Origin of the sequence: Pseudomonas putida (assembly GCF_001976065.1) — a bacterium.
GTDB classification, from domain to species: Bacteria; Pseudomonadota; Gammaproteobacteria; order Pseudomonadales; family Pseudomonadaceae; genus Aquipseudomonas; species Aquipseudomonas serbica.
The window spans coordinates 167,066-181,693 of record NZ_MNAH01000011.1 but is presented as its reverse complement, the minus strand read 5'-3'; the positions used below and the strand labels follow the sequence as shown (position 1 = coordinate 181,693).

Here is a 14,628-nt window from a genome sequence, read left to right as displayed (position 1 = left end):
AACCGATTACGCCCGGAGAACAATAATGACAACGCAAAACAAGGCCAAATGGCTTCGATTCCTGATCCTCATCCTCGGTGGCGGCACCATCTATAAACTGGCCAACCTCAAGGACGCCTTTTACGTGCCCATGCAGGAATTCATGGGCCTGAGCCACACTGAAATCGGCATGCTGCTCAGCGCCAACGCGATCATCGCCACTGCGCTGTTCGTGCTCGGCGGCCTGCTCGCCGATCGCTACGACACCCGCAAGCTGATCCCTCTCGGCCTGATCGGCACCGGCGGCCTGGGACTGTACCTGGCGACCTTTCCACCCTTCAGCAACCTGCTGATCGTGTTCAGCCTGCTGGCGGTGTGCGCCGACTGCCTCTTCTGGCCGTCGTTGCTCAAGGCCATCCGCAACCTCGGTGACGACCAGGAGCAAGGTCGGCTGTTCGGCCTGCTCGAAGGTGGACGTGGTGTCGTCGATACGCTGGTGGCTTTCTGCGCACTGGGCGTATTCGTCGCCATGGGTTCGGGCGAAGCCGGCCTGAAGTCGGCGATCCTGTTCTATTCGGTGATCGACATCCTAGCCGGCACCCTGACCTGGTTCCTGCTCAAGAGCGGTGCCACCCAGTCCACCGCCAAGCCCGGCAACGGCCTGGCGAACCTGTTCGAAGCCATCAAGGTACCGGGCATCTGGCTGGTCAGCCTCAATGTGTTCATGGTCTACATCGTCTACTGCGGCCTGACCTATTTCATTCCCTACCTCAAGGAAATGTACGGCCTGCCCGTGGCCCTGGTGGGCGCCTACGGCATCATCAACCAGTACTTCCTGAAGATCCTCGGCGGCCCTGCCGGCGGTTTCATCGCCGACAAGCAATTCAAGAGCACCAGCCGCTACCTGAAGTGGGCGTTCCTGGCGTTGCTGCCGCTGATGGCTGTGATCCTGCTGATTCCGAAAAGCCCGAGTTACATCTATGCCGGCATGGCCGCCACCCTGTCCTTCGCGCTGATCGTGTTTTCCATGCGCGGCGTGTTCTGGGCGCCCATGGGTGAAGTCGGCATTCCCCAGCACATCACCGGCTCGGCGTTCGGCATCGGTTGCCTGATCGGCTATGCACCGGGCATGTTCGCCTACGTGATCTACGGCGCCATCCTCGACCACTTCCCCGGCCAGCAAGGCTATAACTATGTGTTCAGCCTGATGAGCGGGCTGGCGATCATTGGCTTCATGGTGTCCAGCCTGCTGTATCAATCGGTGCGCAGGAACGCCATCGTCACGGGCAAGGTGAGTGCAGCACAGGCTTGATTCTTTCGCTGTGTATCACTGTGTATCTGGCCAACCGCTGGATACAGGGGCTAACACCGGCCCCGGTCTTCGACACAGGCCAGATACGTCACCGCGTTCAAATGCAGGCAGGGTTTGCAGGGGATCGACCCGATCCCCTGGCCAGCGGCTAACAAGGGAGACATCAGCATGAAGAAGGCACAGCAGAACGAAAAAACCGGTAATCCTCGCAGCCGCCTGGTCGGGTCGTCGATCCTCGCGCTGAGTCTGCTTGGCGTGCTGGGTGCCGCCCACGGCCAGACGTCCACCACCGCGAAGCCTGCCGCAACCGCGGCCGGCGCCACGCAGACCGCGGCCTTGCCGTTCGGTGCGCTCAAGCACGTCAACGCCGGCCTGCTGGACGTGGCCTACGCCGAAACGGGCCCGGCCGATGGCCCGGTGGTGATTCTGCTGCACGGTTGGCCCTACGACATCCACAGCTACGACCAGGTCGCGCCCTTGTTGGCGGCCAAGGGTTATCGCGTGCTGATGCCTTATGCACGCGGCTACGGCGATACGCATTTCCTGTCCGACAAGACCCTGCGCAATGGCCAACCGGCCGCGCTGGCCAGCGACGTCATCGACTTCATGGACGCCCTGAACATCAAGCAGGCCGTGCTCGGCGGTTACGACTGGGGCGCACGTTCAGCCAACATCGTTTCGGCGCTGTGGCCGGAGCGGGTCAAGGCGCTGGTGTCGGTCAGCGGCTACCTGATCGGTAACCAGGCCGCCGGCAAGAACCCGCTGCCACCCAAGGCCGAACTGCAGTGGTGGTACCAGTTCTACTTCGCCACCGATCGTGGTCGCGCCGGCTACGAGAAAAATACCCACGACTTCGCCAAGCTGATCTGGCAAACGGCCTCGCCGAAATGGGTCTTCGACGACGCCACCTTCGACCGCAGCGCCAAGGCGCTGGACAACCCCGACCATGTCGACATCACCGTGTTCAACTACCGCTGGCGCCTGGGCCTGGTCCAAGGCGAAAGCCGCTACGAGGCACTGGAGCAGAAACTGGCCACGGCGCCGTCCATCAGCGTGCCAACCATCACCCTGGAAGGCGACGCCAACGGCGCTCCGCATCCGGCCCCCGAGGATTACGCCAAGCGCTTTACCGGTAAATACCAGTTCCGCCTGATCAGCGGCGGCATCGGCCACAACTTGCCACAGGAAGATCCGCAGGCGTTTGCCAAGGCGGTGATCGATGCGGATCATCTTTGAGCCCCGGCGACGGGGTCTGACAGCCACTCCCTCTCCCGCGCCTGTACTCGACCTACTGTAGGAGCCGGCTTGCCGGCGAAGGCGACCTCACAGCCACCCCATCTCTCGTGGCTGTCCCGATCTATTGTGGAGCCGACCTGCCAGCTCCCACAGTTTTACCGGAGTACATCTGTGGGAGGTGGGTTGGCTGTCAGGCCGCCTTCGCCGGCAAGCCGGCTCCTACAGTTTGATTGGCGTGCATCTGTGGGAGATGGGCTGGCTGTCAGGCCGCCTTCGCTGCGATGCGGCGACCCGACAAGCCAGCTCCTACAGGGGATCGGGGATAGTCGCGGGAGTTTGGCCGGCTGTGCACTGGAGCGCAAAAACCAGTGCACTGGACGCCAAGCCAGCCCCCGGCAGGTGCGCGTAGTTTTGTCTCGTGGGTTAGACGTTCGTCCTGACCTTCACCTGGATAACAACAAGATTTCTGGTGACCCATGAGTACAGTAGATCCGATCACCCTGGCCGTGGTGCGCGGCGCGCTCGAAACCGCGCAGCGCGAAATGACCATCACCCTGGAAAAGACCGGCCGTTCCAGCGTTTTCAACCTGGCCCACGACTATTCCAACGCCCTCTTCGACCACCTGCCGGAAATGATCCTGCAGGGCCAGGACATTCCGATTCACTTGGGCTCGCTGATTCCAGCGATGAAATGCGTGGCCGGTTTCTTCGGTGACGACGTCCAGGAAGGCGATGTGATTTATCACAACGACCCCGCCTACATGGGCAGCCACATCCTCGACTGCTGCATGTACAAACCGGTGTTCTACCAGGGCGAGCTGGTGTTCTGGGCGGTCTGCAAGGGTCACCTGACCGACATCGGCGGTCCGGTGCCCGCCGGCTACAACCCCGATGCCAGGGAAATCTACGCCGAAGGCTTGCGCATCCCGCCGGTCAAGCTCTGGTCCCGGGGCAAGCGCCGAGAAGACGTGATCAACCTGCTGCTGACCAACATGCGCGCCCGGGCGTATCAGGAAGGCGATCTCAACGCCCAGTACGGCGCCTGCAATGTCGGCGAACGGCACTTGCTGGAACTGCTCGATCGTTATGGCGTGCAGCAGGTGCGCGCCTGTATCGCCGAATTGAAAGACATGGCCGACCGGCACATGCGCGCCTTGCTGCGGGAGGTGCCGGATGGCTTCTACAGCGGCACCGCAGTGCTGGAAGACTCGGGCCACGGGCTGGGGCAACTGTCGATCACCGCCCAGGTGGAAATTCGCGGCGACGAGGCGCACATCCTGATCGAAAGCCCGCCCCAGGTACCCTACTTCATCAACTCCTACGCCGGTAACTCAGTGTCCGGGGTTTACCTGGGGCTGATGATGTTCGCCCAGGTGCCGCCGCCGTATAACGAAGGGCTGTACCGCTGCGTGTCCGTCGACCTCGGCCCGCCGGGAACCTTGTGCAATGCGCAGGAGCCGGCGCCCCACGTCAACAGCACCACCACGCCGATGGAAACCCTGGCCGACGCGGTGCGCCAGGCACTGGAGCAGGCGGCCCCCGACCGTGTCACCGCCTCCTGGGGTCACGCCAGCGGGATCAATATCGCCGGCCATGACCCGCGCAACGGCAACGACGAGTACGTGACGATGGTGCTCGCCTCGATCATCTCCGGTGCCGGTGCGAACAAGGCCATGGACGGTTGGCCGGCGTGCGGGCCGCTGTGCTGTTTCGGTGCGTTGATGTCCGGCGATATCGAGTTGCTGGAGTATTCCTATCCGATCCTCATCCATCGCTACAGCCTGATGACCGACAGTGGGGGCGCCGGCGAATTTCGCGGTGGCTCGGGAACGCGCATCGAAATCGAACCGCTCGACCACGCCATGACCGTGGTCGGTTTTGGCGAGGGCCGGCAACTGCCGACCTCGGGGGCCGCGGGTGCGACCAACGCCCTGCTCGAACCCAAGCTTGGCCGGTTGATTCACCGCACGCTCGACGGTGAGGAACAGTCCTTCCTCTACAACGCGCAACTCACCGCGCAACCGGGGGAACGGGTGATCAACGTCAACCCTGGCGGCGGTGGTTACGGCAATCCCCTGCGCCGCCCGGTCGCCAGCGTGGTCAGCGACGTGCGCAACGGCCTGGTGTCCCGCGAAGGCGCCCGCCTGGAATACGGCGTGGTGATCGACAGCCACGGCCAGGTCGATGACGCCGCGACCAACGCCTGTCGTACCCCCCGTTAATCGAGCCCGGCCCCTCTGAGCAATCTGGAATCCCTGATCATGAGCAAGCAACAATATCGCCTGGGCATCGACGCCGGCGGCACCTTCACCGATTTCATCCTGGCCGACCGCAGCGGCAACGTGCAGCTGTTCAAGGCGCCCTCGACGCCCCAGGACGGCACCATCGCCATCCGCAACGGCCTGGCGCAGATCGCCGACGCCATCGGCCGCACACCCGCCGAGATCATCGGCGACTGCGACCTGTGCATCAACGGCACCACGGTGGCGCTCAATGCGCTGATCGAAAAGACCGGGGTCAAGGTGGGCCTGCTGTGCACCGACGGCCATGAAGACAGCCTGGAAATCCGCCTGGGCCACAAGGAGGACGGCCATCGCTACGACGCCAGCTACCCGCCGGCCTACATGCTGGTGCCGCGTCACCTGCGGCGGCCCATCGGCGGGCGGATCATCAGCGACGGCAGCGAGTACGCGCCGCTGGACGAACAGGCGATTGTCGACGCCATCGAGTATTTCCGCGAACAGGACGTCAAGGCCGTGGCCATTTCGTTCGTCTGGTCGGTGCGTAACCCCAGCCACGAACAACGCGCCGCCGAGATGGTGCGCGCGACACTGCCGGGCGTATTCGTCTGCACCGGCAACGAAGTGTTCCCGCAGATCCGTGAATACACCCGCACCTCCACCACCGTGGTCAACGCCTACCTGAGCCCGGTCATGGGCCGCTACATCGAACGCATCGACGCCCTGTTCGAAGAACTCGGCGCGCAGCAGCCCACGCGCTACTTCCAGTCCAATGGCGGCCTCGCGCCCGGCGTGGTGATGCGCGAGCGCGCGGTGAATGCGATCAACTCAGGGCCGGCGTCCGCGCCGCAAGCCGGGTTGTGCGTAGCGCAGCCGTTCGGCATCGACAACGTGATCACCGTGGACATGGGCGGCACCTCGTTCGACATCACCTTGAGCAAGGGCGGACGCACCAATTTCAGCAAGGACACCGACTTCTTGCGCTATCGCATCGGCGTGCCGATGATCCAGGTGGAAACCCTCGGCGCCGGCGGCGGCTCGATCGCCTACCTCGACGACTTCGGCATGCTCCAGGTCGGCCCGCGCAGCGCCGGCGCCAACCCGGGCCCGGTGTGCTACGGCAAGGGCGGCAGCGAACCGACAGTCACCGACGCCAACCTGGCCCTGGGATACCTGGCCGACGGCGCGCTCTTGGGCGGTAGCATCCGCCTCGATCGCCAGGCCGCCATCGCGGCGATCCGCAGCAAGATCGCCGACCCCCTGGGCATCAGCGTCGAGCGTGCCGCCCTGGGCATCATCACCCTGGTCAACCTGAACATGGTCAGCGGCATCCGCCGGGTGTCGGTCGAGCGCGGTTATGACCCCCGGGACTTTGCCCTGATCGGCGCGGGCGGCGCGGCGGGCATGCACGTCATGCGCCTGGCCGAGGAAATCGGCAGCAAAGTGGTTCTGATTCCGAAAGTGGCTTCCGGGCTGTGCGCTTACGGGCAGATTCTTTCGGACATCCGCTACGACCAGTTGACTACCTTGCCGATGCGCCTGGACGACCAGCTGGTCGACCTGCCGCTGCTCAACCAGACCCTGCGCGACCTGCGCGAGCGCGGCATGCACAACCTGCGCGAGGACGGCTTTGGTGCCGGCAATAACGTCGAGTGCCTGTACAACCTGGAGATCCGCTACCTGGGGCAGATCCACGAATGCAGCGTCGAGCTGACCTGCGATCAACTGGACCAGGCGGGCCTGGTGGCGTTGCGCGAGGCGTTCCACACCCGGCACAAGGCGCTGTTCTCCTACAGCGAACCGCAGAGCCCGGCAGAACTGGTGAACCTTGAGTGTTCGGTGATTGCGCGCTTGCAACGGCCGCCCATGCCGGAGTTGCCGCAACCTGCCGAGAATGTCGCGGCCAAGGCCAGCGGTCATCGCTCGATGCTGTTCAGCGCGCAGTCGTCCTGGCAGGACACGCCGGTGTACAACGGTGATCGGCTGCAAGCGGGGCAAAGGGTGCAAGGCCCTTGCGTCATCGAAGAGGCGACCACCAACATCGTCGTGCCGCCCGGCTGGCAGGCCGAGCTCGCACCCTCGGCCACCTACCGGCTGACTCCTGGTGATTGACCGCCCGTAAGCATTGGCAAATGATGGCAGACCCACGGTGCCGGCGGCTGTTTGCGTCGGCATCGTCCTCATAATAAAAATGATACGAGGGCAGCCATGGCATACAAACTCTCCACCCGCTCCTGGCCAGACAGTCAACGCCAGCCGCTCTGGGCCCAGGCTATTGGCAGCGCCTATTTTCCGTTGTCCCTGGAATTCGCCCCGAACAGCCCGTTCAGCGGCAGCCTGCAGATCTGGGAAACCGGCAGTACCGCCCTGACCCTTTCACGCCTGCGCTCCAGTCAACTGGGTTATTCGCGCAGCAAGGCCCAGGTCAGTGAAGACCACGAAGCCTGCTACCTCGTCACCGTACCGCGGCGCAGCGAAGTGCATTTCGAACAGGACGGTCGGGCCCTGCATTGCCAGCCTGGTGGTTTCATCTTTGAACGGGGGGATGCGCCCTACCGCTTTCACTACGCCAGCGACAACGATCTGTGGGTGTTCAAGCTCCCCGAACGCGCGCTGCATGGCCAACTGCGCGGCGCTGAGCGCTACAATCGCCTGTGCTTTGACGCCAGGCGCGCACTCGGGCGGATCTTTGTCGATCAACTGGCGATGTGCGCCGCCCGTTTCGACGAATGCGACGCGCCTGCCCGCCATATGTTGCTCGAGCAGGCCCTTTCGACACTGTTGATGGCCTTGCGTGACGATGAGCGGGTGCTCAGCAGCGAAAGCTCGAACCTGGCCGCCCTGCATTTGCAACGGATCGAGCAGTACATCGACCAGCAACTGGGCAACCCCGACCTCGCGCCGCAGATGATCGCCGACGCCTGTGGGTTGTCGGTGCGTTATCTGCATAAACTCTTCAGCAGCACGCCCCACAGCCTGGGGGAATGGATTCGCCTGCGCCGTCTCGAGGCGGTCAACAGGGGGCTGCACGACCCTGGCTGCCACCTGTCGATCGGTGAGCTGGCCATGCGTTGGGGCTTCAGCGACCAGGCGCAGTTCACCCGTAGCTTCCGTCGACACTTTGGTTGTACTGCCAGAGAGGTCCGCAGTGGGGGCAAGCTGAATTTGCGTAACGCACATCCGTAGGAGCCGGCTTGCTGGCGATGCGATGGTGGCCGTGATGCCGCCTTCGCTGGCAAGCCAGCTCCTACAGTTTGAGCGGTGCGCATCTGCGGGAGATGGGTCAGATAGACGGCCGCCTTCGCTGGCAAGCCAGCTCCTACAGGATTTTCACCACCGGCCAGCCCATCGCAATCCCCAACCCCCGCTTTTCATCGCCTTCCGACCAGAAACTCCCATCAGGCTATTGCGCATCCGGTATTATGGTATACCATCATACGCACAGACACCTTTCACCCTGATACGGAGCAGCTCATGAGTTTCGAAATCCGCAAGATCGTCAGCTATGTCGAAGAAACCTTCATCGAAGGCGGCAAGGCCACCGACAAGCCCGTGACCATGGTCGGGCTGGCCGTGGTGATGAAGAACCCTTGGCTGGGCAACGGCTTCGTTGAAGACCTCAAGCCGCAAATCCGCGCCAACTGCTCTGACCTCGGCGCAATGATGGTCGAGCGTCTGGTAGGCATCATCGGCGGTGCCGAGAAGATCGAAGCCTACGGCAAGGCCGCCGTGGTCGGTGCCGACGGTGAAATCGAACACGCCTCTGCGGTGATCCACACCCTGCGCTTTGGCAACCATTACCGCGAAGCGGTGAAAGCCAAGAGCTACCTGAGCTTCACCAACAAGCGCGGCGGCCCGGGTACCTCGATCCAGATCCCGATGATGCACAAGGACGATGAAGGTCTGCGTTCGCACTACATCACCCTGGAAATGCAGATCGAAGACGCACCGCGTGCCGACGAAATCGTCGTGGTCCTGGGTTGTGCCGACGGCGGCCGCCTGCACCCACGCATCGGCAACCGCTACATCGACCTGGAAGAACTGGCCGCTGAAAAAGCCCAGTAAGACGGTCGGTCACTACAACAAAAAGGTATGCAGGAGCGCTCCATGATTCGGCTCACCGCTGAACGCACCCCGGCTGGCACCAGTTACCTGGCGACCGGCCAAGGCCAGCCCGTGGTCTTGATCCACGGCGTGGGCCTGAACAAAGAAATGTGGGGCGGCCAGATCGTTGGCCTGGCCACGAAATACCGCGTCATCGCCTATGACATGCTCGGCCATGGCGCCAGCCCACGTCCTGAAAGCGGCACGCCGCTGCTCGGTTATGCCGACCAGTTGCTCGAGCTGCTCGATCATCTGCAATTGCCCAAGGCGGCAGTGATCGGTTTCTCCATGGGCGGGCTGGTGGCGCGGGCTTTCGCCCTGCATTACCCGCAACGCCTGCAAAGCCTTGTGGTGCTCAACAGCGTGTTCAATCGCACCGCTGAACAACGCGCTGGTGTGATCGCCCGCACCAGCCAGGCCGCCGAACACGGCCCGGATGCCAACGCGGAAGCCGCATTGTCACGCTGGTTCAGCCGTGAATACCAGGCGGCCAATCCGGCGCAGATCGCCGCGATTCGCCAGACGCTGGCGGGCAATGACCCCCAGGGATACCTGACCACCTACGAATTGTTTGCCACCCAGGACATGTACCGCGCCGAGGACCTGGGCAACATCCAGGTACCGGCGCTGATCGCCACCGGCGAACTCGACCCTGGGTCGACCCCGGAAATGGCTGAGCAACTGGCCCAGCGCATTCCCGGCGCCAAGGTTGCCGTACTCGCCGAGCAGCGGCATATGATGCCCGTAGAATCGCCGCGCCTGGTCAACCAGCTGTTGCTGGAGTTTCTCGACACTGCGCACTCCCGACAAAACCAGATCAAGGGGATCGTTGCATGACACTCGCTCGCTTCCAGATGTGCATCGGCGGTGAATGGGTCGATGCCCTCTCCGGCAAGACCTTCGAAAGCCTCAACCCGGCCCTGGCCGAACCCTGGGCCGAACTGCCCGATGCCGACGAAGCCGACGTCGAGCGCGCCGTACAGGCTGCGCAGAGCGCCTTCGACAGCCCGGCCTGGCGTGGCTTGACCGCCACCGCCCGGGGCAAGTTGCTGCGCCGCCTGGGCGACCTGATCGCCGAAAACAAGGAACAACTGGCGCAGCTGGAAAGCCGCGACAACGGCAAGCTGATCCGCGAGACCCGCGGCCAGGTCGGCTATCTGCCGGAGTTTTTCCACTACACCGCGGGCCTGGCCGACAAGCTTGAAGGCGGCACCCTGCCGCTGGACAAGCCCGACCTGTTCGCCTACACCGTGCACGAAGCCATGGGCGTGGTCGCCGCGATCATTCCGTGGAACAGCCCGCTGTACCTGACCGCGATCAAGCTGGCGCCAGCCCTGGCGGCAGGCAATACCATCGTGATCAAGCCGTCGGAGCACGCCTCGGCGACCATTCTCGAGCTGGCGCGTTTGGCGCTGGAAGCCGGCATCCCGCCGGGCGTGGTCAACGTCGTTACCGGCTACGGCCCGAGCACCGGCGCCGCCCTGACTCGCCATCCGCTGGTGCGCAAGATCGCCTTCACCGGCGGCGCGGCGACGGCCCGGCACGTGGTGCGCAGCAGCGCCGAGAACTTCGCGAAACTGTCCCTGGAACTGGGCGGCAAATCGCCGAACATCATCTTCGCCGACGCCGACCTCGACAGTGCGATCAACGGCGCCATTGCCGGCATCTACGCCGCCTCCGGGCAAAGTTGTGTGTCGGGTTCGCGCCTGCTGGTGCAGGACGAGATCTACGACGAATTCGTCGCTCGCCTGGTGGACCGCGCCCAGCGCATCCGCATCGGCAACCCGCAGGAAGACAGTAGCGAAATGGGCCCGATGGCCACCGCGCAACAGTTGGCCGTGGTCGAAGGACTGGTGGCTGATGCCATTGCCGAAGGGGCAACACTGCGCCTGGGTGGCAAGCGTCCGCAGAATCTGGGTGAAGGCTGGTTCTATGAGCCGACCCTGTTCGAATGCGACCGCAATTCGATGAAGATCATGCAGGAAGAAGTCTTCGGCCCGGTGGCCTCGGTCATTCGCTTCAAGGACGAAGCCGAAGCCCTGGCGATCGCCAACGACTCGCAGTTCGGCCTCGCCGCCGGCATCTGGACCCGCGACCTGGGCCGCGCCCATCGCCTGGCCCGGGACGTGCGTTCGGGGATCATCTGGGTCAACACCTATCGCGCGGTGTCAGCCATGGCGCCGATCGGCGGCTTCAAGAACAGTGGCTATGGACGCGAAAGCGGCATCGATTCCGTGCTGGCCTACACCGAGTTGAAAACGGTGTGGATCAATCTGTCCCAGGCACCGATGCCTGATCCATTCGTGATGCGCTAGGAGTCCTGAGAAATGATCGAACCCGGCATTTACAAAGACGTCATGAGCTCGTTCCCTTCCGGGGTCACGGTGGTCACCACCCTGGACCCGGCTGGTGGCATCGTCGGCATCACCGCCAGCGCCTTCAGTGCACTGTCGATCGATCCGGCACTGGTGCTGTTCTGCCCCAACTACGCCTCTGACACTTACCCGATCCTGCGTGACAGCAAGCAGTTCGCGATTCACCTGCTGTCCGCCGACCAGACTGCCGAAGCCTATGCGTTTGCCGGTAAAGGCAAGGACAAGGCCAACGGCATCGAGTGGCACTTGAGCGAACTGGGCAACCCGTTGCTGCGCAAGGCCACGGCGATCATCGAGTGCGAACTGTGGCGCGAATACGATGGCGGCGACCACGCCATCATCGTCGGTGCGGTGAAGAACCTGATCCTGCCCGAGCAACCGGTGACGCCGATGATCTACCACAAAGGCAAGTTGGGCCCCCTGCCCACCCTGGCCTGATCGGTTCCACACAAAACCTTGTGGGAAAAACCTTGTGGGAGCGAGCCTGCTCGCGATGACGGACTGACATTCAACATCAATGTCGACTGACAAACCGCTATCGCGAGCAGGCTCGCTCCCACAGGGGCCCGCGCAGATCTTTTGAATTTTTGTCAGGAGCCGGCATGAGCCCAGCAGCCTCGTTACTGTTCCGCCAGCAGGCCTACCTCAACGGCCAATGGCTGGATGCGCCCGACAGTGCGCAACAGGACATCTTCAACCCGGCCACCGGCCAACTGATCGGCCAGGTGCCGAACCTGGGCGCCGAACACGCACGCCAGGCCATCGACGCCGCCAACAAGGCGTGGCCGGCCTGGCGTGCACTGACCGCCAAGGAACGCAGCAACACGCTCAAGCGCTGGCACGCGCTGATGCTGGAAAACGCCGATGCCCTGGCCGAAATCCTCACCCTCGAACAAGGCAAGCCGTTGGCCGAAGCCAAGGGCGAAATCCTCTACGCCGCCAGCTTCATCGAGTGGTTTGCCGAAGAAGCCAAACGCATCTATGGCGACACCATTCCCAGCCACAAGGGCGATGCGCGCATTGTCGTGAGCAAGGAGCCGATCGGTGTCGTCGCGGCGATCACCCCCTGGAACTTCCCCGCGGCGATGATCACCCGCAAGGCCGGCCCGGCGCTGGCCGCCGGCTGCCCGTGCATCGTCAAGCCGGCGCCGGAGACGCCGTTCTCGGCCCTGGCCATGGCCGCCCTGGCCGAGCAGGCGGGCATTCCTGCCGGCATTTTCAACGTAATCACCGGCGATGCCATCGCCATTGGCGCCGAGCTGACCGCAAGCCCATTGGTGCGCAAACTGTCGTTCACCGGCTCCACGGCCATTGGCAAGTTGCTGATGGCGCAGTGCGCGCCGACGCTGAAAAAGGTCTCGCTGGAACTGGGCGGCAACGCGCCTTTTATCGTCTTCGACGATGCCGACCTGGAGCGCGCGGTGGACGGCGCGCTGATCGCCAAATTCCGCAATGCCGGCCAGACCTGCGTCTGCGTCAATCGCTTCCTGGTGCAAGACGGCATACACGACGCCTTCGTCGCGCGCCTGGCCGAACGGGTGTCGCAGCTCAAGGTTGGCAGCGGTTTCGATGCCGGCGTCAGCCAAGGCCCGCTGATCAACGCGCGCGCCGTGGCCAAGGTTGAAGACCATGTACAGGACGCGCTGGCGCAAGGTGCTCAGCTGCTGTGTGGCGGCGAACGTCACGCGCTGGGTCACGGTTTCTTCCAGCCCACGGTTTTGGCCGGCATCACCACGCAAATGAAAGTCGCCCGGGAAGAAACCTTCGGGCCTCTCGCCGCGGTGTTCCGGTTCGACAGCGAGGCCGAGGCTGTGCAAATGGCCAACGACACCGAATTCGGCCTGGCGGCCTACTGCTATACCCGCGACCTGGGCCGCGCCTGGCGCATGAGCGAAGCGCTGGAATACGGCATGGTCGGGATCAACGAAGGGTTGATTTCCACCGAAGTCGCGCCATTTGGCGGGATCAAATCCTCGGGGCTGGGGCGCGAAGGCTCCAAATATGGCATCGAGGATTACCTGGAACTCAAATACACCTTGATGGGTGGACTGTGAATGAATACCTGTAGGAGCCCGGCTTGCCGGCGAAGGCGCCCTCAAGTACGCCTTCGCCGGCAAGCCGGCTCCTACACAGGTCGGTGCTTGCCAGGAGACAATTGAAAATGAGCAACGAAAAATACGAAAAAGGCCTGAAGATCCGCACCCAGGTGCTGGGCGAAGCCTATGTGAATCGCTCCATCGAGAACGCCGACGACTTCACCCGCCCCCTGCAGGAGATGGTGACCGAGTACTGCTGGGGCCACGTCTGGGGTCGTGAGGGTTTGTCGCTCAAGGAGCGCAGCATGATCAACCTGGCCATGATCTCGGCCCTCAACCGCCCGCACGAACTCAAGCTGCATGTGCGCGGCGCCTTGCGTAACGGCCTGAGTCGTGAGCAAATACGCGAAATTCTGCTTCAGGTCGGCATATATTGCGGTGTTCCCGCTGCCGTCGACAGTTTCCGGCTCGCCCGGGAAGCATTCGCCGAAGCCGATGCCGAGGCCTCAAGTTAACCCTCGGCTGTTTTGATCTGAACGAGCACGGACGGTGCCCGTTTTGCATGGACAGCCACATTCTAGAGCGGACCCCATGAAACGCCTGCCACTCGACGACAGCTTCAAGGTCAATCGCAACCCCGTTACCCTGCGCGAGATCGTGCTGGATAAACTGCGAAGCGCCATCATGAACTTCCAGCTCCTGCCGGGAGATCGACTGGTCGAACGCGATCTGTGCGATCGCCTGGGTGTGAGCCGCACCTCGGTGCGCGAAGCCTTGCGTCACCTGGAATCCGAAGGCCTGGTGGAGTTCGCCGATGCCAAGGGCCCACGGGTAGCGATCATCACCCTGGCCGATGCCGTCGATATCTACGAGCTGCGTTGCGTGCTTGAGGGGCTGATCGTCCAGCTGTTCACCCTGCGCGCCAAGGCCAAGGACATCAAGGCACTGGAAAAGGCCCTGGAAGAAAACCGCCAGGCCTTGAAGGAAGGTGAACTGCAGCAGGTCATCGACTCCGTCCAGGGTTTCTACGACGTACTGCTCGAAGGCTCCGGCAACCACGTCGCCGCGACCCAGTTGCGGCAGTTGCAGGCGCGCATCAGCTATCTGCGAGCGACTTCGGTGTCCCAGCAGAACCGTCGTGGCGCCAGTAACCAGGAGATGGAACGCATGGTCGAAGCGATCAAGAGCGGCGATCCCCTGGCCGCTCACCAGGCGTGCGTCGACCACGTGCGCGCCGCCGCCACCGTCGCCCTCGATTACCTCAAGCGCAAGCAGGAAGAGACCGGGGCGATCCCCGAGATCACCCAGCCCATCGCGCTCAAAGAACCTCGCATAGGTCGTTGATC

12 protein-coding genes are annotated in these 14,628 nt (G+C 63.3%); all 12 read left to right on the top strand.

The genetic code is table 11. The features are described from left to right. The first annotated feature begins 25 nt into the window (after positions 1–25). The 12 genes from BKX96_RS28550 to BKX96_RS28495 all read left to right on the top strand — a co-directional run bounded on the left by BKX96_RS28550 (position 26) and on the right by BKX96_RS28495 (position 14,626). On the top strand, positions 26–1,291 hold the full coding sequence (locus BKX96_RS28550; protein WP_046817500.1) for an MFS transporter: 1,266 nt from the start codon (positions 26–28) through the stop codon (positions 1,289–1,291). Between the two features lie 168 nt (positions 1,292–1,459). After that, the gene (locus BKX96_RS28545; RefSeq protein WP_077186089.1) at positions 1,460–2,527 is read left to right on the top strand and encodes an alpha/beta fold hydrolase; all 1,068 of its coding nucleotides are present in this window, start codon (positions 1,460–1,462) and stop codon (positions 2,525–2,527) included. Between the two features lie 476 nt (positions 2,528–3,003). After that, a complete protein-coding gene (capB, locus tag BKX96_RS28540; RefSeq protein WP_077186088.1) occupies positions 3,004–4,749 on the top strand; it encodes a caprolactamase subunit beta in 1,746 nt (581 codons plus the stop codon). A gap of 39 nt (positions 4,750–4,788) precedes the next feature. Then, positions 4,789–6,879 carry a caprolactamase subunit alpha gene (gene capA, locus BKX96_RS28535; protein WP_077186087.1) on the top strand — a complete coding sequence of 697 codons (2,091 nt, stop codon included), beginning with the start codon at positions 4,789–4,791 and terminating at the stop codon, positions 6,877–6,879. Between the two features lie 96 nt (positions 6,880–6,975). Next, positions 6,976–7,953, top strand: a complete 978-nt coding sequence (locus BKX96_RS28530) for an AraC-like ligand-binding domain-containing protein (RefSeq protein ID WP_077186086.1) — start codon at positions 6,976–6,978, stop codon at positions 7,951–7,953. 288 nt (positions 7,954–8,241) lie between these two features. Further along, positions 8,242–8,832 carry an amino acid synthesis family protein gene (locus BKX96_RS28525; RefSeq protein ID WP_046817505.1) on the top strand — a complete coding sequence of 197 codons (591 nt, stop codon included), beginning with the start codon at positions 8,242–8,244 and terminating at the stop codon, positions 8,830–8,832. Positions 8,833–8,874: 42 nt separating this feature from the next. Next, positions 8,875–9,708 carry an alpha/beta fold hydrolase gene (locus BKX96_RS28520; protein WP_046817506.1) on the top strand — a complete coding sequence of 278 codons (834 nt, stop codon included), beginning with the start codon at positions 8,875–8,877 and terminating at the stop codon, positions 9,706–9,708. After that, positions 9,705–11,186, top strand: a complete 1,482-nt coding sequence (locus BKX96_RS28515; protein WP_046817507.1) for an aldehyde dehydrogenase — start codon at positions 9,705–9,707, stop codon at positions 11,184–11,186. Before BKX96_RS28520 ends, BKX96_RS28515 begins: the two co-directional genes overlap by 4 nt. Positions 11,187–11,198: 12 nt before the next feature. Next, the gene (locus BKX96_RS28510; protein ID WP_046817508.1) at positions 11,199–11,684 is read left to right on the top strand and encodes a flavin reductase family protein; all 486 of its coding nucleotides are present in this window, start codon (positions 11,199–11,201) and stop codon (positions 11,682–11,684) included. A gap of 164 nt (positions 11,685–11,848) precedes the next feature. Continuing rightward, entirely contained in the window at positions 11,849–13,300 is a 1,452-nt protein-coding gene (locus BKX96_RS28505) for an NAD-dependent succinate-semialdehyde dehydrogenase (RefSeq protein WP_077186085.1), read from the top strand. Positions 13,301–13,407: 107 nt separating this feature from the next. Beyond that, a complete protein-coding gene (locus tag BKX96_RS28500) occupies positions 13,408–13,797 on the top strand; it encodes a carboxymuconolactone decarboxylase family protein (protein ID WP_008059553.1) in 390 nt (129 codons plus the stop codon). A 76-nt stretch (positions 13,798–13,873) separates the two neighbouring features. Continuing rightward, positions 13,874–14,626 carry a GntR family transcriptional regulator gene (locus BKX96_RS28495; protein WP_046817510.1) on the top strand — a complete coding sequence of 251 codons (753 nt, stop codon included), beginning with the start codon at positions 13,874–13,876 and terminating at the stop codon, positions 14,624–14,626. Positions 14,627–14,628 lie beyond the last annotated feature (2 nt).

Coding starts and splice junctions, on each gene's coding strand:
- BKX96_RS28550 (WP_046817500.1), top strand. CDS start 26: ATGACAACGCAAAACAAGGCCAAATGGCTTCGATTCCTGATCCTCATC.
- BKX96_RS28545 (WP_077186089.1), top strand. CDS start 1,460: ATGAAGAAGGCACAGCAGAACGAAAAAACCGGTAATCCTCGCAGCCGC.
- capB (WP_077186088.1), top strand. CDS start 3,004: ATGAGTACAGTAGATCCGATCACCCTGGCCGTGGTGCGCGGCGCGCTC.
- capA (WP_077186087.1), top strand. CDS start 4,789: ATGAGCAAGCAACAATATCGCCTGGGCATCGACGCCGGCGGCACCTTC.
- BKX96_RS28530 (WP_077186086.1), top strand. CDS start 6,976: ATGGCATACAAACTCTCCACCCGCTCCTGGCCAGACAGTCAACGCCAG.
- BKX96_RS28525 (WP_046817505.1), top strand. CDS start 8,242: ATGAGTTTCGAAATCCGCAAGATCGTCAGCTATGTCGAAGAAACCTTC.
- BKX96_RS28520 (WP_046817506.1), top strand. CDS start 8,875: ATGATTCGGCTCACCGCTGAACGCACCCCGGCTGGCACCAGTTACCTG.
- BKX96_RS28515 (WP_046817507.1), top strand. CDS start 9,705: ATGACACTCGCTCGCTTCCAGATGTGCATCGGCGGTGAATGGGTCGAT.
- BKX96_RS28510 (WP_046817508.1), top strand. CDS start 11,199: ATGATCGAACCCGGCATTTACAAAGACGTCATGAGCTCGTTCCCTTCC.
- BKX96_RS28505 (WP_077186085.1), top strand. CDS start 11,849: ATGAGCCCAGCAGCCTCGTTACTGTTCCGCCAGCAGGCCTACCTCAAC.
- BKX96_RS28500 (WP_008059553.1), top strand. CDS start 13,408: ATGAGCAACGAAAAATACGAAAAAGGCCTGAAGATCCGCACCCAGGTG.
- BKX96_RS28495 (WP_046817510.1), top strand. CDS start 13,874: ATGAAACGCCTGCCACTCGACGACAGCTTCAAGGTCAATCGCAACCCC.